The 16,921-nt window shown below is 70.6% G+C and carries 19 protein-coding genes; 9 read left to right on the top strand and 10 right to left on the bottom strand.

What is annotated here, in order from left to right; translation table 11 throughout:
• The first annotated feature begins 95 nt into the window (after window positions 1-95).
• Window positions 96-1,646 carry an amino acid permease gene (locus EV292_RS05580; protein ID WP_132908237.1) on the top strand — a complete coding sequence of 517 codons (1,551 nt, stop codon included), beginning with the start codon at window positions 96-98 and terminating at the stop codon, window positions 1,644-1,646.
• 45 nt (window positions 1,647-1,691) lie between these two features.
• On the opposite strand, the gene mscL is transcribed toward EV292_RS05580, so the two are convergent.
• Complete coding sequence (gene mscL / locus EV292_RS05575) at window positions 1,692-2,168, bottom strand: large conductance mechanosensitive channel protein MscL (RefSeq protein WP_132908236.1); 477 nt, start codon at window positions 2,166-2,168, stop codon at window positions 1,692-1,694.
• 119 nt (window positions 2,169-2,287) lie between these two features.
• Here mscL and EV292_RS05570 point away from each other — a divergent pair, with 119 nt between their 5' ends.
• The gene (locus tag EV292_RS05570; RefSeq protein ID WP_132908235.1) at window positions 2,288-2,824 is read left to right on the top strand and encodes an NUDIX hydrolase; all 537 of its coding nucleotides are present in this window, start codon (window positions 2,288-2,290) and stop codon (window positions 2,822-2,824) included.
• An 83-nt stretch (window positions 2,825-2,907) separates the two neighbouring features.
• On the opposite strand, the gene EV292_RS05565 is transcribed toward EV292_RS05570, so the two are convergent.
• From EV292_RS05565 to EV292_RS05555, 3 genes are read right to left on the bottom strand one after another with little or no spacing between them, the layout of a single operon-like run.
• Window positions 2,908-4,026, bottom strand: coding sequence for an RluA family pseudouridine synthase (locus EV292_RS05565; RefSeq protein WP_132908234.1), 1,119 nt, complete (start codon window positions 4,024-4,026; stop codon window positions 2,908-2,910).
• A complete protein-coding gene (gene crcB / locus EV292_RS05560; RefSeq protein WP_132908233.1) occupies window positions 4,023-4,397 on the bottom strand; it encodes a fluoride efflux transporter CrcB in 375 nt (124 codons plus the stop codon). The genes EV292_RS05565 and crcB overlap by 4 nt, the downstream gene beginning before the upstream one ends.
• A gap of 35 nt (window positions 4,398-4,432) precedes the next feature.
• On the bottom strand, window positions 4,433-4,762 hold the full coding sequence (locus EV292_RS05555) for a multidrug efflux SMR transporter (protein WP_132908232.1): 330 nt from the start codon (window positions 4,760-4,762) through the stop codon (window positions 4,433-4,435).
• A gap of 132 nt (window positions 4,763-4,894) precedes the next feature.
• On the opposite strand from EV292_RS05555, the gene EV292_RS05550 reads away from it, so the two are divergent.
• Window positions 4,895-5,116 (top strand): hypothetical protein, encoded by a 222-nt coding sequence (locus tag EV292_RS05550; RefSeq protein ID WP_132908231.1) that lies wholly within the window; start codon window positions 4,895-4,897, stop codon window positions 5,114-5,116.
• A 73-nt stretch (window positions 5,117-5,189) separates the two neighbouring features.
• Window positions 5,190-6,335, top strand: coding sequence for a CaiB/BaiF CoA-transferase family protein (locus EV292_RS05545; RefSeq protein WP_132908230.1), 1,146 nt, complete (start codon window positions 5,190-5,192; stop codon window positions 6,333-6,335).
• A 45-nt stretch (window positions 6,336-6,380) separates the two neighbouring features.
• On the opposite strand, the gene EV292_RS05540 is transcribed toward EV292_RS05545, so the two are convergent.
• From EV292_RS05540 to EV292_RS05515, 6 genes are all read right to left on the bottom strand, one after another.
• On the bottom strand, window positions 6,381-6,593 hold the full coding sequence (locus tag EV292_RS05540) for a hypothetical protein (protein ID WP_132908229.1): 213 nt from the start codon (window positions 6,591-6,593) through the stop codon (window positions 6,381-6,383).
• The gene (locus EV292_RS05535; RefSeq protein ID WP_132908228.1) at window positions 6,590-6,802 is read right to left on the bottom strand and encodes a hypothetical protein; all 213 of its coding nucleotides are present in this window, start codon (window positions 6,800-6,802) and stop codon (window positions 6,590-6,592) included. The genes EV292_RS05540 and EV292_RS05535 overlap by 4 nt, the downstream gene beginning before the upstream one ends.
• Window positions 6,803-6,877: 75 nt before the next feature.
• Complete coding sequence (gmk, locus tag EV292_RS05530) at window positions 6,878-7,537, bottom strand: guanylate kinase (RefSeq protein WP_132908227.1); 660 nt, start codon at window positions 7,535-7,537, stop codon at window positions 6,878-6,880.
• 277 nt (window positions 7,538-7,814) lie between these two features.
• Entirely contained in the window at window positions 7,815-8,393 is a 579-nt protein-coding gene (ppa, locus tag EV292_RS05525; RefSeq protein WP_132908226.1) for an inorganic diphosphatase, read from the bottom strand.
• A gap of 34 nt (window positions 8,394-8,427) precedes the next feature.
• On the bottom strand, window positions 8,428-10,359 hold the full coding sequence (locus tag EV292_RS05520) for a M61 family metallopeptidase (RefSeq protein ID WP_132908225.1): 1,932 nt from the start codon (window positions 10,357-10,359) through the stop codon (window positions 8,428-8,430).
• A gap of 164 nt (window positions 10,360-10,523) precedes the next feature.
• Entirely contained in the window at window positions 10,524-11,207 is a 684-nt protein-coding gene (locus tag EV292_RS05515; protein ID WP_132908224.1) for a DUF1345 domain-containing protein, read from the bottom strand.
• Between the two features lie 53 nt (window positions 11,208-11,260).
• Between EV292_RS05515 and hisS the strand changes: the two genes are divergently transcribed.
• The 5 genes from hisS to EV292_RS05490 all read left to right on the top strand — a co-directional run bounded on the left by hisS (window position 11,261) and on the right by EV292_RS05490 (window position 16,519).
• On the top strand, window positions 11,261-12,511 hold the full coding sequence (gene hisS, locus EV292_RS05510; RefSeq protein ID WP_132908223.1) for a histidine--tRNA ligase: 1,251 nt from the start codon (window positions 11,261-11,263) through the stop codon (window positions 12,509-12,511).
• A complete protein-coding gene (gene prfA, locus EV292_RS05505; protein ID WP_132908222.1) occupies window positions 12,508-13,587 on the top strand; it encodes a peptide chain release factor 1 in 1,080 nt (359 codons plus the stop codon). Before hisS ends, prfA begins: the two co-directional genes overlap by 4 nt.
• 383 nt (window positions 13,588-13,970) lie before the next feature.
• Window positions 13,971-14,789 carry a peptide chain release factor N(5)-glutamine methyltransferase gene (gene prmC, locus EV292_RS05500; RefSeq protein ID WP_132908221.1) on the top strand — a complete coding sequence of 273 codons (819 nt, stop codon included), beginning with the start codon at window positions 13,971-13,973 and terminating at the stop codon, window positions 14,787-14,789.
• Between the two features lie 249 nt (window positions 14,790-15,038).
• Complete coding sequence (locus tag EV292_RS05495) at window positions 15,039-15,881, top strand: DUF4167 domain-containing protein (protein ID WP_132908220.1); 843 nt, start codon at window positions 15,039-15,041, stop codon at window positions 15,879-15,881.
• Between the two features lie 209 nt (window positions 15,882-16,090).
• Entirely contained in the window at window positions 16,091-16,519 is a 429-nt protein-coding gene (locus EV292_RS05490; RefSeq protein WP_132908219.1) for a CBS domain-containing protein, read from the top strand.
• The last annotated feature ends 402 nt before the right edge of the window (window positions 16,520-16,921 follow it).

The raw sequence follows: 16,921 nt of genomic DNA, 5'->3' as shown, positions 1-16,921 counted from the left end.
GCCTCTCCCTGTCATCGCGGCGCAACACTATTGCGCGGCGCCTCAAGGCCGCTAGGCTCCTGTCCAGAAAGTTTCCCTTGGGGGCATCGAACCTAATGATCTTCGGGCGCGTCAAACCTCTCGACGCCATCCTCGCCACCGCCGAGCGCAAGTCGCTCCACCGCACGCTCGGCTGGTTCCAGCTGACTTTGTTCGGGATCGGCTGCGTGATCGGGACGGGCATCTTCGTTCTCACCGCGGCGGGCGCGCAGAAAGCCGGCCCCGGCCTGATGCTCGCCTTCGCGATCGCGGGCGCGATCTGCATCGTGGCGGCGCTCTGCTACGCCGAGATCGCGGCGATGATCCCGGTGGCGGGATCGGCCTATACCTACACCTATTCGACCATGGGCGAGCTGCTCGCCTGGACGGTGGGCTGGGCGCTGATCCTCGAATATGCGGTCGCCGCCAGCGCGGTGGCGGTCGGCTGGTCGGGTTATTTCAGCGGCACGATCCTCAACCAGTTCCTCGGCATCCACCTGCCCGCCTGGCTCTCCGCCGCGCCGCTCGCGCTGGGCGGCGCGCCCGGCGGCTTCATCAACCTGCCCGCGGTGCTGATCGCGGGGCTGATCACCTGGCTGCTGATGATCGGCACCACCGAGAGCGCGCGCGTGAACGCGGTGCTGGTGGCGATCAAGGTCGTCGCGCTGACCGCCTTCATCGCGCTGACACTGCCGAGCGAGTCGTTCGACGCGGGCAAGTTCAACCCCTTCCTGCCCGCGGGCGTGTTCGGCGGCTTCGGCACCGGGGTCGGCGCGGTGGGCGCGGCGGCGACGATCTTCTTCGCCTATGTCGGCTTCGACGCGGTCTCGACCGCGGCGGAGGAGACCAAGAACCCGCAGCGCAACGTGCCGATCGGGCTGATCGGCTCGCTGCTGTTCTGCACCGTCTTCTACATCCTGGTCGCCGCGGGCGCGATCGGCACGATCGGCGGCCAGCCGATCATGGGGCCGAACGGCATCCCCTTCCCGACCGGGTCCGAGGAGCTGGCGCGCCAGTGCGCGCTGCCGCAATATGCCGACGCGCTGGTCTGCTCGAACGAGGCGCTGGCGCACGTGCTGCGCGCGATCGGCTGGTCCAAGGTGGGTAATATGCTCGGCATCGCGGCCTTCCTCGCGCTGCCCTCGGTGATCCTGATCCTGATGTTCGGCCAGACCCGCATCTTCTTCGTGATGAGCCGCGACGGGCTGCTGCCCGAACGGCTCAGCACCGTCCATCCCAAGTGGAAGACGCCGCACGTCGTCACCGCGCTGACCGGCGTGGGCGTGGCCTTCGCGGCGGCCTTCTTGCCGGTCGGGCAGCTCGCCGACATCGCCAACGCGGGGACACTCTACGCCTTCATGATGGTGGCGATCGCGGTGATGATCCTGCGGCGCACCGCGCGCGACCACAAGCGCGACTTCCGGACCCCCGCGCTGTGGCTGGTCGGGCCGCTGACGATCGTGGGCTGCGTCTTCCTGTTCTTCAACCTGCCTAGCGCGGCGATGCTGGTGCTGCCGATCTGGGGCGCGATCGGCCTGGTGATCTATTTCGCCTATAGCCGCGCGCACAGCCATGTCGGGCGCGGCATCGTCGACAGCGGCGAGCCGCTCGACCCGCCGCTCCACTGAGGCGCGTGGCGGGCGGGGCGACGCGTCGGCCGCCCCCGCCTCGGCTCAACCCAGTGGAGGGGTGGTGCCCGGCGCGGGGCGCGCGCGCAGCTCGTCGCGGATCTCGCGCAGCAGCGCGACCTCGGCGGGTTCGGCGGCGGGCTCGGCGGTGCCCTCCTTCTTCTCGCGCTCGGCCGCGGCGATCACGCGGTTGACGCTGCGCATCAGCAGGAAGACGATGAAGGCGAGGATGACGAAGTTGATCACCACGGTGATGAACTCGCCATAGCCGAACAGCGGCACCCCCGCCGCCTTGAGCTGCGCGTAGCTCGACGGCGAGCCGGCATAGCCCGCGGGCACCGGCCCCAGCTTAATGAAGTAGCTGGAGAAATCGAAGCCGCCGAAGATCGCGCCGACGATCGGCATGATGATGTCGTCGGTGAGCGACTTGGTGATGGTGGCGAAGGCGCCGCCGATGATTACCCCGACCGCCAAGTCGAGCACATTGCCGCGCGCGATGAACGCTCTGAAATCCTTCAACATCATCGTCTCCCTGCTGATCTCGGTCCGGGTCGATCCAGGTTAATCCTCGATTACGGCTTCGCCAAGCCGCGCGGCTGACCTAAAGGGGCGGCTCCCGACGCTTGTATCAGCGAGACATCATGACCGAGCCCCATCGCGACGCCGCCGCCCCCGCCGAGATCGCCTGGTCGGGGCGCTACATCGAGGTGAAGACGCAGGGGCAGTGGGAATATGTCGCCCGCCGCAACGGCATCCAGGCGGCGGTGATCGTCGCGATCGACGCCGCGGACCGCGTCGTCCTGGTGGAGCAGTATCGCGTCCCGCTGGGGCGACGCTGCCTCGAACTGCCCGCGGGGCTGATCGGCGACGAGACCGCGGGCGAGGCGGTCGCGGCGGGGGCGGCGCGCGAGCTGGAGGAGGAGACGGGCTATCGCGCGGGGCGGATCGAGGAGTTGGGCTTCTTCCATTCCTCGCCGGGAATGAACAGCGAGGGCTTCACGCTGGTGCGCGCGCACGACCTCGAGAAGATCGGGCCGGGCGGCGGCGCGGACGACGAGGACATCGAGGTCCATCTCGTGCCGCGCGCGGAGCTGTCGCGCTTCGTCCTGGCGAAGCGCACGCAGGGCGTGGCGATGGACGTCAAGATGCTGCTGCTGCTCGCCGACGCGCTGCTGTAGCGGACGGAGGCGCGCCCCCTTCGATCGGCGCGCGGTCGCCGCCTCCCGCCGGCGAGGTGACGCCGGGCTGACGCGCGCGGCGGTCAGCCGCGGCGCCGGCCGCCGCCTCTGCCCTCGCCGTCGGCGCGCGAGCGCCGCTCGCCGCGGCGTTCCTTGCGCACGGTCTTGGCATGCGCCCGCGCGCGCGCCTTCTTCTCCTCGCGCGTCGGCGGCGCGCGCTCGTCGAGCGGCATCATGTCGCCCGCCATCGCCTCGAAGCCGAGCGAGGCGAGGCTCTCGGCGAAGTGCGACGGCAGCTCGGCGGTGACGTCGATCTCGCCGCCATCGGGATGGTCGACGCGGATGCGGCGCGCGTGGAGGTGCATCTTGCGGCTGATCCCGCCGGTGAGGAACGCCGCCGGCCCGCCATACTTGCCGTCGCCCACGATCGGATGGCCGATCGCCGCCATATGGACGCGCAGCTGGTGCGTGCGCCCGGTGAAGGGCTGCAGCTCGACCCAGGCGGTGCGGTTGCCGGCGCGCTCGATCACGCGGTAGCGCGTCCGGGCCGGTTGGCCCTCGGCCTCGTCGACGTGCATCTTCTCGCCGCCGGTGCCGGGCTGTTTGGCGATCGGCAGCTCGATCGTGCCGTCGTCGATCGAGGGCACGCCGACGATCAGCGCCCAATAGACCTTCTTCGCGGTGCGGCCCGAGAAGGCCTTGGCGAAGAAGCCCGCGGCGCGCGCGGTGCGCGCCACCAGCAGCGCGCCCGAGGTATCCTTGTCGAGCCGGTGGACCAATTTGGGCCGGCCCTGCGACTCGTCCTGCAGGGCGTCGAGCAGCCCGTCGACGTGCGCGGTGGTCTTGGTGCCGCCCTGCGTGGCGAGGCCGGGGGGCTTGTTGAGCACCAAAGCCTGCGCGTCGCGGTGGATCACCAATTCGCGCGCGAAGGCGATCTCGTCGTCGCTGAGCGGCGCGCGCTGGCGCTCGGGCCGGGCGTCGCTGCGGACGGGCTCGGGCGGGGGCACGCGCAGCACTTGACCCGCCTGGACGCGGTCGCCCGGGCCGACGCGCGCGCCATCGAGGCGGAGCTGCCCGGTGCGCGCCCATTTGGCGACGGTCGTGAAGCTGGTGCCATCGAGGTGGCGCTTGCACCAGCGATCGACGCGGATGCCGTCATCGTCGAGCGCGACGGTGAACTGGCGGACGCCCTCGCCGCTCATGCTGCCACCCGCACCAGCGCGAGCCCGGCGAACACCGCCGCGATCGCGCCGACCACCGACACGAGCGCGTAGCCGAGCGCGCTGAGCGCGGCGCCGCGCTGGATCATCGTCGCGGCGTCGAGCGCGAAGGCGGAGAAGGTGGTGAAGCCGCCGAGCACCCCGACGCCGAGCAGCAGCCGCCAATTCTCGCTGCCGCCTGTGCGCGCGAGCGCGCCGACGAGCAGCCCCATCAGCAGCCCGCCGACCAGATTGACGGTCAGCGTGCCCCAGGGCCAGTCGGGTCCGAGCGCCGCGGTCATCGCGCGCCCGGTCAGGTAGCGCCCGGCCGTACCGACCGCGCCACCCGCCATCACGAGGAAGAGGGAGTTCATCGCGCCGCCCTAGTCCTTTTCGCCGGCCAAGGAAATCACGGCTGGGCCGCGGCGGGGGACAGGTTGACCAGCAGCACGCCCGCGACGATCAGCGCCATCCCGCCGAGCGCGTAGCCGTCGAGCTTCTGCCCGTGGAGCCACCAGGCGAGCGCGGTGACCAGCACGATCCCGACGCCCGACCAGATCGCATAAGCGACTCCCGTGGCGATGTGGCGCAGCGCGAGCGACAGACAGTAGAAGGCGATGCCATAACCGAGCGCGGTGACCAGCGAGGGTAGCGGGCGGGTGAGGCCATCCGACGCCTTGAGCGCGGTGGTGGCGGTGACCTCGGCGAGGATCGCGACGAGCAGGAGCAGGCGGGCCATTCCGCCATCCTAGGAGGAGGGCGATGGGCTTTGAAGCCGATCGTCGGCGACACTGCGACGGGCGATGACGAGAGGCATCGCCCGCACCGTCTCACTCTTGCAATACACCCGCGACGGCGCCATCTTCACGTCATGCTCAACCTGTTCTCGATCCTGATCGGCCTCGTCGCGCTGGTGCTCGGCATCGTGCCGTTCCTGCCGTTCCTCGCCTGGGGCTATTGGTTCGTCATCCCGATCGCGGTGGTCGGCGCCGCGGTGGGGGCGCTGTCGTCGCGCAACACCGGGCGCAACCTCAACCTCGTGCTCATCCTGATCTTCGGGTTGCGGCTGATGATCGGCGGCGGCGTCATCTGAGCGCGCGCGGCGCCGGCGTCGCCGTGCCCGAGCCCCTCGACAATGCCCCCCTGACGGCGGTTAGAAGGGCCCGATGACCGATCGTCCCCGCCCGCTCGCCGGCCTGCGCGTGCTCGAACTCGCGCGCATCCTCGCCGGTCCGTGGGCGGGGCAGCTGCTCGCCGATCTCGGCGCGGACGTCATCAAGGTGGAGCGCCCCGGCGAGGGCGACGACACGCGCCACTGGGGACCGCCCTTCGTCCGCGACGCCGACGGCACGGAGCGGTCGGCGGCTTATTATCACGCCTGCAATCGCGGCAAGCGCTCGATCGCGGTGGACCTCGCCAGCGCGGCCGGGCAGGCGCGCGTCGCCGCGCTCGTCGCGGGTGCCGATGTGGTGATCGAGAATTACAAGCTGGGCGGGCTGGTCAAATACGGGCTGGACGCGGCGACGCTGCGCGCGCGCCACCCGCGGCTGATCGTCTGCTCGATCACCGGCTTCGGCCAGACCGGACCCTATGCGACCCGAGCGGGCTATGACTTCATCGTCCAGGGGATGGGCGGGATGATGTCGATCACCGGTGAGCCCGACGGTGCACCGCAGAAGACCGGCGTGGCCACCGCCGATCTGTTCACCGGGGTCTATGCCACGGTCGCGATCCTCGCCGCGCTGCACGCGCGCGATCGCACCGGCCTCGGCACGCACATCGATATGGCGCTGCTCGATACGCAGGTGGGGGTGCTGGCCAATCAGGCGCTCAACTGGATGGTCAGCGGCGCGGTGCCGCGGCGGATGGGCAACGGCCATGCCAATCTCGCGCCCTATCAGAGCTTCCCGACGAGCGACGGCGACCTGATCGTCGCGGTGGGCAACGACCGCCAGTTCGCGCGGCTATGCGCGGTGCTGGGCATCCCCGCGCTGGCGGAGGACGTGCGCTTCGCCACCAATCCCGCTCGCGTGGCGCATCGGGCGGCGCTGCTGCCGCCGCTGATCGAGCGCACGCTCGGCTGGACCAGCGCCGCGCTGCTCGCCGCGCTGGAGGCCGCCGGGGTGCCGGTCGGCCCGGTCAACCGGATCGACGAGGTGTTCGCCGACCCCCAGGTGGTCGCGCGCGGGATGCGGTTGCTGGTGGAGGGCTTGCCCGGTTTGGCAGCGCCGATCGTCTACGACGGCGCGCGCGCGGTGGCCGAGCGCGCGAGCCCGCGGCTCAATGAACATGACGGCGCCGACTGGGAGTAAGGCCGTCCCGACCGCCTCGCGGCGTCGGGCGGCCGGCCGACACGCTCACGCCCGCGGCGGAACGCCCGCACGGCCGGCGCGACGGCGGTCATAGGCCTTCTTCGCGACATAGGCGCCACCGAGCGCCATGCCGAGCGGCCCCATGCGGGTCACTGCCCGAGTGGCGAGCGCGCCAACCATCGCGCCACCGATGCCGCCGCGGCCATCGCGACGATCCAGCTCGCGCCCGACCAGCGCGCCGATGATGGTTCTGATCATGACGTCACTTTCTCCGAGATCGTATCGCCGAGCGCCTCCAGCCCCTTCAGCACGCCCCAGCCGATCGCGTAGGTGACCGCGACGGGGAGGACGAGCTTGAGGACGTTGGCCGTGATCGCGCCGTACAGCGCGCCGTCCGCCGCGTTGTCGTCGCCGGACATGGCATCGATCGCGCCGCCGACCAGCGCGCCGAGCGTGGTTGCACCCATGATCGAAGACCCTCGCTATTGTGCCGCATCAATGCCGCGCGCGCGCGGCGGTTCCGCGGCGGCGCGCAGGCGCGGTCACGCCACGGGGGTGCGCAGCTTGCGGATGAAGCCGATCAGCCCGGTCTGCCGCGAGCGCTTGAGCCGCTCCGCCGCCAGCACGGTCTTCACCTTGGCGAAGCAGCTGTCGACGTCGTCGTTGACCAGGACATAGTCATAGCCGTCCCAATGGCTGATCTCGGCGTCGGCGCGGGCCATGCGGCGCTCGATGATCGCCTGCGCGTCGGTGGCACGGCCCTCCAGCCGGCGGCGCAATTCTTCCATCGACGGGGGCAGGATGAAGACGCGCACCACGTCGCCGCCCGCTATCTGGTGGAGCTGCTGCGCGCCCTGCCAGTCGATGTCGAACAGCACGTCCTTGCCCGCCGCGAGCATCGCCTCCACCGGCGCGCGCGGCGTGCCGTAGCGCTGGTCGAACACATGCGCCCATTCGAGGAATTCGTGGTTCGACGCCATCTCGCGGAAGCGGTCGAGCGAGACGAAATGATAGTCGCGGCCGTCCTCCTCGCCGCGCCGCATCGCGCGCGTGGTGGCGGAGACCGAGAGCGACAATTCGGGCTCGCTCGCCAGCAGCATCCGCGCGATCGTCGATTTGCCCGCGCCCGAGGGCGAGGAGAGGACGAACAACACGCCGCGGCGCTTCATATGGTGCGGGTCGGCGGGGGAGGCGGAATCCATGCCGGCTGATGCCCCGCGCGGTCGCGGTGCGTCAAGGCAAAGCGTTGTAGCGTTAGGGCGTGGCCGCGCGCGCGTGCCGTGGTCGCTGCCATAGCGGCTCGCCTTCCTCGTCGGCAACGCGGTGAGGGGACGATGCCGCGGTGACACCGCGGCCGGCGAGCGCCGCCATGCGCCTCTTGGCGCAGCGGGGCACGCTTCGCGGGATCTATTGTAGCAGATCCGGCGCAGGGCCGGGGCGGCCGACGACCACGATCGGGTCGCCGGCCGCCGGGCGCGATCAGTCGCGGCCCGGCACGTCGTGGTCGTGCGGCTCCTCGCCCTCGGCCTTCGCCTCGTTGTAGCGCGCGATCGCCTCGAGCGTGATGCGACGCGCTTCCTCGCGCCCGCCCCAGGTGCCGATGCGCACCCACTTCTTCTTCTCGAGATCCTTGTAGTGGGTGAAGAAGTGCTCGATCTGCTGGAAGACGATCTCGGGCAGATCGTCCTTCTCGCCGACATTGGCATAATAAGGGAAGGTCGAGTCCACCGGCACGCAGACCAGCTTCTCGTCGCCGCCGGCCTCGTCCTCGAGGTTGAGCACCGCGATCGGGCGCGCGCGGACGACGCAGCCCGGGATGAACGGCGAGCGCGCCACGACGAGCGCGTCGAGCGGGTCGCCGTCGGGCGAGAGCGTGTGCGGGACGAAGCCGTAATTGGCCGGATAGCGCATCGGCGTGTGGAGGATGCGGTCGACGAACAGCGCGCCCGACGCCTTGTCGAACTCATATTTCACCGGCTCGCCGCCGGTCGGCACCTCGATCACCACGTTGAGATCGTCGGGCGGATCCTTGCCGACGGGAATCAGGTCGATACGCATGCGCTTCCCCTTACTAGCGGCAACGCCCCGCAGGTCAGCGGGGCGCCAGGAGACGATCGAGGCCACCGTCGCCGGTGCCGATCTTCTGCAGCCGCGGGTAGCGCAGCCCGCCGTGATAGTCGAGCGCTGCACTGCGGAATCTATCTCCGGACTTAACCATGAGCTGGATCGGCGCCTTGCCCGTCTTCGCCGCGGTGATCGCGGCCTTGAGCTTGTCGGGCGAGTAAGCGTCGCCGTTCACCGCGACGATCTGATCGCTCACGGTGAGCCCCGCGTCGAAGGCGGCGCTGCCCCAGGTGACGCCGCTGAGATTGCCCGCCGCGTCCAGGATGATCCCGCCCGAATAGGTCAGGTTGGTGTTGCGCGCGCTCGCCTCCGCCGCCTTGAACGAGGGCGTCGGTGTCTCGCTATAGGTCAGTTGATAGCCGTTGCGCGCGAAACCGTCGATCGGCGCGCCCTTGGCATGTTCGGTCAGCCGGCGCTGGAGATAGCCCGCCCAGTCCCACGGCACGATGCCGTCGAGCGTCTTGGCGACGTCGTCGAACGTGTAGGTCAGCTCGCCCCAGTCGCCGTCGCGCACGCCGAAGAAGGCGCGCGCGAAATCGTCGATCGACTTGGTGCCGCCCGACTTCTCGCGCAGCAGCGAGTCGACGTCCATCCAGACGAGCAGCCCCTCGTTGTAATAATCCTCGCTGCGCTGCCAGCTGGTCCAGCCCTTGGGGCGGCGCGACGAGATGATCGGATCGTTGGTGGTGTCGACCAGGTCGCGCCACTGCCGCGCCGGCTGGCTGTCGTACAGCGCCATGATCGCGGCATATTGGTCGAGCGTATCCTGCTTGCTCACCAGCCCCGAGCGCGCCTGGAGGACATAGCCCCAGAATTGCGTCTGGCCCTCGTACACCCACAGCAAGGAGTTGCGCATCGGGGTGCGGAAGTCGGGAGTCCACAGGTCGGCGCCGCGGCGGAACTTGCCGTCCCAGCTGTGGGTGAATTCGTGCGGCAGCAGGTTGCGCCGGCCGGGACCGTCGTTCCACTTGGTGAAATAGCCCGGCGTCACGCCATTCTCGCTCGAGCGATGATGCTCCAGCCCGATCCCGCCGAGCTGGTCGGTGATCGAGAGCAGGAATTCGTAGCGGTCGTAATGCTGCGCGCCGAAGGTCTTCACCGCCTGGTCGACCAGCCGCTGGTGCCCGGCGATCTGCTCGGGCGTGGCGGCGAGCTCGGCGGGATCGTCGGCGAAGACGTTGAGGTTGACGCGTGGGGTGAGTGGCCAGGTCTTGCCGTAGCGGCCGGCGAGCATCGGGCTGTCGACCAGCACCTCGTAGTTGGTCGTCTCATAGGCATAGGTCGAGCCGGTCGCCTTCGCCTTGAGCGCGCCGGCGGCGGTCCAGCCGTCCGGGTATTTCACCGTCATCTGGATCGGGATCTGCCGCGTGAACCAGCCGGCGGGATAGAGGCTGACCGAATTGGGCTGGAGCGAGATCATCGTCGGCGTCACCGCGATGCGCCCCTGGTTGGCCGCGGTGGCCGAGATGAACTGGAACCTGGCCTCGACGCTGCGCGCGCCGGCGGGGACGTCGAGGTGGAAGGCGAAGACGTCGACCGGGTCGCGCGTCCACTCGATCCGCTTGCCGTTCGCGGTGACGATCAGCCCGGCGAGCTTCTCGATCTCGCCGCGCGGGCTGTGCGCGCCGGGCAACCACTTGGGGAAGAGCAGGACGAGATGGCCCGCCTGCGCCACCGGGATCGTCTCGGTGACGCTGAGGATGCCGCGCTGCGTGTCGGTCGCGTCGACGGTCAGCCGGATCGTACCGGGATAGGGCGTGTCACGCGGCGCGGGGATCGTGTCCTCGAACGGCACCGGCTGCGGCGCGCTGTTGCCCGCGGGGACCTGCGCGGCGACTCCGCCGAGCGGGGCGAGGATGGTGGAGGCCAGCAGTGCGGCTGCGGCGAAGCGACGGATCATGGAGGCGCCCCTGATGTGCTGTTGTTACATCGAGGCGTAGCCAGCACGCGCCGCGCTCGTCCAGCCCCGCGCGCGAAAAAAGGTCAGTGTGGGTGACGGGTTCGCGCGGCGGCGCCGGTGGCGTGGATGGCGATGGTTTCGCCCGGCCTGTGCGCGGCGCGCGCTCAGCTCGATCCCAGCACGTTGATGCTGAACGCGATCACCCCGAGGTTGAAGACGAAGCCGGCGAGGCACTGCCCCAGCACCACGCGGCGCACGGGGGCGGCGGAGATCGTCACGTCCGAGGTCTGGAACGTCATCCCCAGCGTGTAGCTGAAGTACAGGAAGTCCCAGTAATCGGGCGCGCTCGTGCCGGGGAAGTCGATCCCCTTCGAGTCGCCGCCCGCGTGCGCCGGCATGTAGAACAGGTGCGCATAGTGCAGCGCATAGACCATGTTCGAGAACAGCCACGCCAGCACCAGCGTGCCGATCACCAGCAATTTGCCCGCGCCGCTCTCATCGCCCTTCAGCTCCGAGTCGACCGCGACCAGGATCGCCAGCATCACCGCGCCGGTGACCGCGAGCAGCAGCGCGCGGTTCGCGTCATTGGCGCGCGAGGCGCGGCGCATCTGCGCGGGCGTGTCGTGACGGAACAGCGGCACCAGCGAGACGAGGAACACCGCCGCGGCGAGATCGAACGCCGCCATCACCCCGCGACCGTGCCCCAGATGCGGGATCGCCACCGCCAGCGCACCGGCGAACACCAGCACGAACAGCACGAAGCGCGGCGGCGCGACGCGACGGCCGATCCCCCACCAGCGCGGCGGCAGCGGGCGAGCGGCGGAGTCGCGCGACGGGTCGGTGCTCATGCGACGATTGGCTAGCGCTCGCGCGGCCGCTCGCCTAGATACGCCGACCCATCATGAGCCGTATCCAGCCACCCGCCCGTGTCCGCGGCACCCAGGACATCTTCCGCGGCGAGCAGCGCCGCTTCGCGCGCGTGCTCGACGCCTTCGACCGCGTCCGCCGCCTCTATTGCTTCGAGCGCGTCGAGGTGCCCGTGTTCGAGGACACGCAGGTGTTCGCGCGCTCGATCGGCGAGACCACCGACGTGGTGTCGAAGGAGATGTACTCCTTCCCCGACAAGGGCGGCGACATGCTGACGTTGCGCCCCGAGTTCACCGCCGGGATCGCGCGCGCCTATATCAGCAACGGCTGGCAGCAATATGCGCCGCTCAAGCTGGTCACCTCGGGCGCGGTGTTCCGCTACGAGCGGCCGCAGAAGGGCCGCTACCGCCAGTTCCACCAGATCGACGCCGAGATCCTCGGCGCGCCCGAGCCTGCCGCCGACGTCGAGCTGCTGACGCTGGCGGACCAGCTGCTCCACGAGCTCGGCATCGCTGAGGGCGTGACGCTCAAGCTCAACACGCTCGGTGACGCCGAGACGCGCGAGGCGTGGCGCGCCGCACTGGTGGCGCATTTCGCGGCGCATCGCGGCGATCTGAGCGAAGACAGCCTGACCCGGCTGGAGAAGAACCCGCTGCGTATCCTCGACTCCAAGGACCCGCGCGACCGCCCGATCGCCGACAGCGCGCCCGATATCGACGCGTATCTGACCGCGGAGGCGCGCGCCTTCTTCGACGCGGTGACCGCGGGGCTCGACGCCGCCGGGGTGAAGTGGGAGCGCGACGCGCGGCTGGTGCGCGGGCTCGATTATTACCGTCACACCGCGTTCGAGTTCGTCACCGACCGGCTCGGCGCGCAGGGTACGGTGCTGGCGGGCGGGCGCTACGACGGGCTGGTCGAGAGCCTCGGCGGGCCGGCGACCGCGGGCGTGGGCTGGGCCGCGGGGGTGGAGCGGCTGGCGATGCTGCTGGACGAGCCCGAGGCGGAATCGTTGGCGGTTGTCGTGGTCGCGGAGGAGGCCGGGCTGGAGCCGCTCGCGTCGAGCGCGACGGCGGCGCTCCGCAAATCCGGCGTCCGTGCGGAGGCAGTGGTGACCGGAAGCTTGAAAAAGCGGTTCGATCGCGCGGTGAAGATGGGCCCTCGCCAGGTCGTCACGCTAAGGCGGAGCGGCGGTGCCCTCGGCTTCCAGCAGCGCGGTTCCGGCGCTGAACACGACGAGATGGCCGCGGTGGCGGCGGTGTTGAACGCCGCCATAGACGCTGCATGACCGCGATCTCGCTCGACCGCATCCGGCAGATCGAGGCGCGGCGCGACGAGCTCGCCGCGATGATGGCGAGCGGCGCGCTCGACGGCGACCGCTTCGTCCAGGTCTCGAAGGAATATGCCGAGCTCGAGCCGGTCGCGCTCGCCGCGGGCGAGGTGCGCCGGCTGCGCCAGGAGGCCGAAAGCCTGTCCTATATGACCGAGGACGCCGACGCCGAGCTGCGCGCGATGGCGGAGGAGGAGTTGCGCGACAATCGCGCCGCGCTCGCCGACGCCGACCGCCGGCTCGCGCTCGCGCTGCTGCCGCGCGACGCGGCCGACCAGCGCTCGGCGATGCTCGAGGTGCGCGCCGGGACCGGGGGCGACGAGGCGGCGCTGTTCGCGGGCGACCTGTTCCGCATGTACCAGCGCTATGCCGAGCGGCAGGGCTGGCGCGTCGAGCTGATCTCCGCCTCGGACAGCGACGCGGGCGGCTACAAGGAGGTGGTCGCCAGCGTCACCGGCGCGGGCGTGTTCGCGCGGCTCAAGTTCGAGAGCGGGGTGCATCGCGTCCAGCGCGTGCCGGTCACCGAGAGCGGCGGGCGGATCCACACCTCGGCGGCGACGGTGGCGGTGCTGCCCGAGGCGGAGGAGGTCGACGTCCAGATCGACGAGGCCAAGGACCTGCGCATCGATGTCTATCGCTCGTCCGGACCGGGCGGCCAGTCGGTCAACACCACCGACAGCGCGGTGCGGATCACGCATCTGCCGACCGGGCTGGTGGTGATCCAGCAGGACGAGAAGTCGCAGCACAAGAACAAGGCCAAGGCGCTCAAGGTGCTGCGCACGCGGCTGTACGAGGCCGAGCGCGAGCGGCTGGCGAGCGAGCGCTCGGGCACGCGCAAGGCGATGGTCGGCTCCGGCGACCGCTCCGAGCGGATCCGCACCTACAATTTCCCGCAGGGGCGCGTCACCGATCACCGCATCAACCTGACGCTCCACCGCCTGCCCGAGATATTGCAGGGCGACATGGACGAGCTGATCGGCGCGCTGGTGGCGGAGGACGAGGCCGAGCGGCTGGCGACGCTGGATGCGGCGTAGCGCGGGTCGGACAGGCTTAGCCGGTGCTGGCGGGCGCGCGCTTGCGGGGCGTGTCGCGCGGGGCTTGCGGAGCTGATGTTCACGCGAAGACGCGAAGACGCGAAGGGAAGCGCACGCGGCGCCATGATGCGGATGGGGTGTGTCTCGCGGCGATCGGGCTGGGTCTCGCGCAGAGACGCGGAGACGCAGAGGCGTGGGACCCGGCCGCGCAGCGGCCCCTTCCACCGCCGCGCCGCGAGCGGGCGATGGCGCTGCCGCGCGCGCTCCCCCTCTGCGCCTCCGCGCCTCCGCGCGAAAATTTCTTCCCTGCTTCGCGTCTTCGCGTCTTCGCGTGAATCCACTCTCAAGCACCTGCGCCCGAGAGCGCCAGCAGTGGCCCGCCGATGACCGCCGCCCGCCACGCCCTGCGCGACGCCGCCGCGCGCCTCGCCTTCTCGGACACGGCGCGGCTCGACGCCGAGCTGCTGCTCGCGCACGCGCTCGGCATCACGCGCGAGCGGCTACTGCTCACGCTCGACGACTGGACCGCCCCGCCGGGCTTCGCCGCGCTGGTCGAGCGCCGCGCGCGACACGAACCGGTCGCTTACATCACCGGCACGCGCGCCTTCTGGACGATCGAGCTGGCGGTGGCCCCCGGCGCGCTGATCCCGCGTGCCGACAGCGAGACTCTGCTCGAGGCCGCGTTGGCACACTTCGCGGATCGCGCCCCGGCCCGCGTGCTCGACCTCGGCACCGGCCCCGGCACGCTGCTGCTCGCCGCGCTGGCCGAGTGGCCGGGCGCGACCGGGCTCGGCATCGACCGTTCCGATGCCGCGCTCGACCAGGCGCGCTCCAACGCCGCCGCGCTCGGGCTCGCGGATCGCGCGGCGCTCCGACACGGCAACTGGGCCGCGGGGATCACCGAGCGCTTCGACCTCGTCCTCGCCAACCCGCCCTATGTCGCCGTCGGGGCGGACCTCCCCGACGAAGTGCGCGACCATGAGCCGGCGGGCGCGCTGTTCGCGGGGGCCGACGGGCTCGACGACTATCGCGCCATCGCGCCGCAGCTGCCGCCACTGCTCGCGTCCGGCGGCGTCGCCTGCGTCGAGATCGGCGCCGATCAGGGCGAGAGCGCCGCCGCGCTGTTCCGCGCCGCCGGGCTGAACGTCGCGCTGCGGCATGACCTCGCCGGACGCGACCGCTGCCTCGTCGTCACGGCTTGATTCGGGGCGTCGCGCCCCCATATTTCGCTTTGAGAACGCCGACCGAGCCGTTACAGACTGCGTCGGGGCACGCGAACTCAACGACATTTGTTGTGTTGGATGGGCGCACGGCCCTCCCTTCGTCATCAGCCGCTGCAGTCCGGCGGCATGGCAGGCCTGCGGTGCCCGGCACGCGCGGCGCCGGGGAACGACTGCAACCCGTGTATCGGGAGCAAGTGCCGGTTTTGGTTCCAGGACGAGGACAGTGATTTGATCAACAACCGTCAGAACGGTCGCCGTCGCGGCCGTGGTGGTGGCCAGCAGCGTCAGGGTGGCGGCGGCCAGGGGCAGCGTGACAGCGGTAACCGGATCGACAGCCGCGCGCGCGGCAACGCGGCCCAGTTGCTGGAGAAGTACCGCAACATGGCGCGCGACGCGCAGATGTCCGGTGACCGCGTCAACACTGAATATTACCTCCAGTTCGCGGACCATTATTTCCGGGTGCTCGCCGATCAGCGCGGCCGCTCCGACGACCAGCCGTATCAGCGGCGCCAGCGCGACGATTTCGACAGCTTCGACGACGGCGACGATTTCGGCGACGAGGGCGAGCCGGTCCGCGCCGATGAGCAGCAGCGCGTCAGCGAGGCGGAGCCGCGACGCGAGCGCGACGGCAACCGCCGCGAGGAAGGGCGCCGCGACGAAGGCCGTCGTGAGGAAGGCCGGCGCGACGAGGGGCGTCGCGAGGCGCGCGACCAGGGCGAACCGCGCCGCGAGGGCCGGCGCGACGAGCGTCGCCCGCAGCGCGACGTCGCGGAGAGTGTCGATGCCGCGCCGCGCGAGACCGGCGCGCCGGCGAACGACGTCGTCGCGAATGAGGGCGAGGAGGGCGCACCGCGCCGTCGCCGCGGGCGCAAGCCTCGCGACGAGGCCGCGGTCGAGGGCGCCGCGGTGAACGGCGCGGCGACCGAAGCGGAGCGCGAGCCCGAGCTCGGCATCGACCGGCTGCCGCCGGCGCTGGGTGCCGCGGCCGAGCCGGTCGAGGGCGACGAGCCGGTCGCCAAGCCGCGCCGCCGGCGCGTCCGCGCCGCGGCGGAAGCCTCGCCTGCCGAGTGACGGTCGCCTGATTCAGGTGAGCCCAAGGGGCCGGTATCCGATGGGATGCCGGCCCCTTCTTCGTTGGCGCGGGGCGGGGGCGACGTGTCGCTCATCGCGCGTCCGGGATCGCCTCGCTAACCCCAGCCGCTTGCATTGCCTCAGGAAGAGAGGATGATGCGCGCGGGAGCGGTCACCCGCGTCGGGGCCGCCCGACGGAGGAGAGGGTCATGACGATCGCAGCCATCCTGCGCGACAAGGGCGCCACGCTCGTCGCGGTCAGCCCGGAGACGACGGTCGCGGGCGCCATCGCGCTGCTCGCCGAGCACCGCATCGGCGCGCTGCCGGTCGTCGCGGACGATGCGGTGCGCGGCATGTTCTCCGAGCGCGATGTCGTGCGGCTGCTCGCCGGCGGCGACAGCGGCGTGTTGCAGGCGCGCGTGGGGGAGGTGATGACCGCACCCGCGCTCACCGCGGCGCCAGGAGACCCCGTGCTCGCGGCGCTGTCGCTGATGACGCAGCGGCGCATCCGCCATCTGCCCGTGGTCGACGGCGCCGAGCTGCGCGGGATCGTCTCGATCGGTGACCTGGTCAAATATCGCATCGAGCGGATCGAGGCAGAGGCGGCCGCGATGCGCGACTACATTCAACAGGCCTGACTCGGGCAGCGGGATGGTCGTGCGGCGGCGTCGCGAACGGTGATTCGGCGCGGATGGCGCTCCGCGATGTGGCGGAGAGCCGCAGTTTTCTGCCGTTCCCGGTGGGTCACGACATAAAATTGCAAAAAGTGTTTGACCGGTGGGAACGCCCTCCATATATGCCGCTTCACCGGACGGGGGGTGCTGCTGAGGCGGCGCTTCTGGGACGGTCGCCAGATAGGAAGGACAGCGGTCTCCCCGATCGAAGGGTGGGGGAGGGTTGTTTGTCCGGTTTCTTCGTCGGCGGCTCTTTGACATTGTAGGTTTTAGATGAAGGGACATGTGGACGGTGGTCTGCGGGTCTTGTGCATTCAAGGTGCACGGGGGTCGTCAGAGCATAAGTCGTTTCATGTGTCCTTCACG

It is taken from the genome of Sphingomonas sp. BK235 (assembly GCF_004345855.1).
Classification (GTDB): domain Bacteria; phylum Pseudomonadota; class Alphaproteobacteria; order Sphingomonadales; family Sphingomonadaceae; genus Sphingomonas.
Note: the sequence above shows the minus strand (reverse complement) of the source record. Positions and strands in the feature narration are given on the sequence as shown.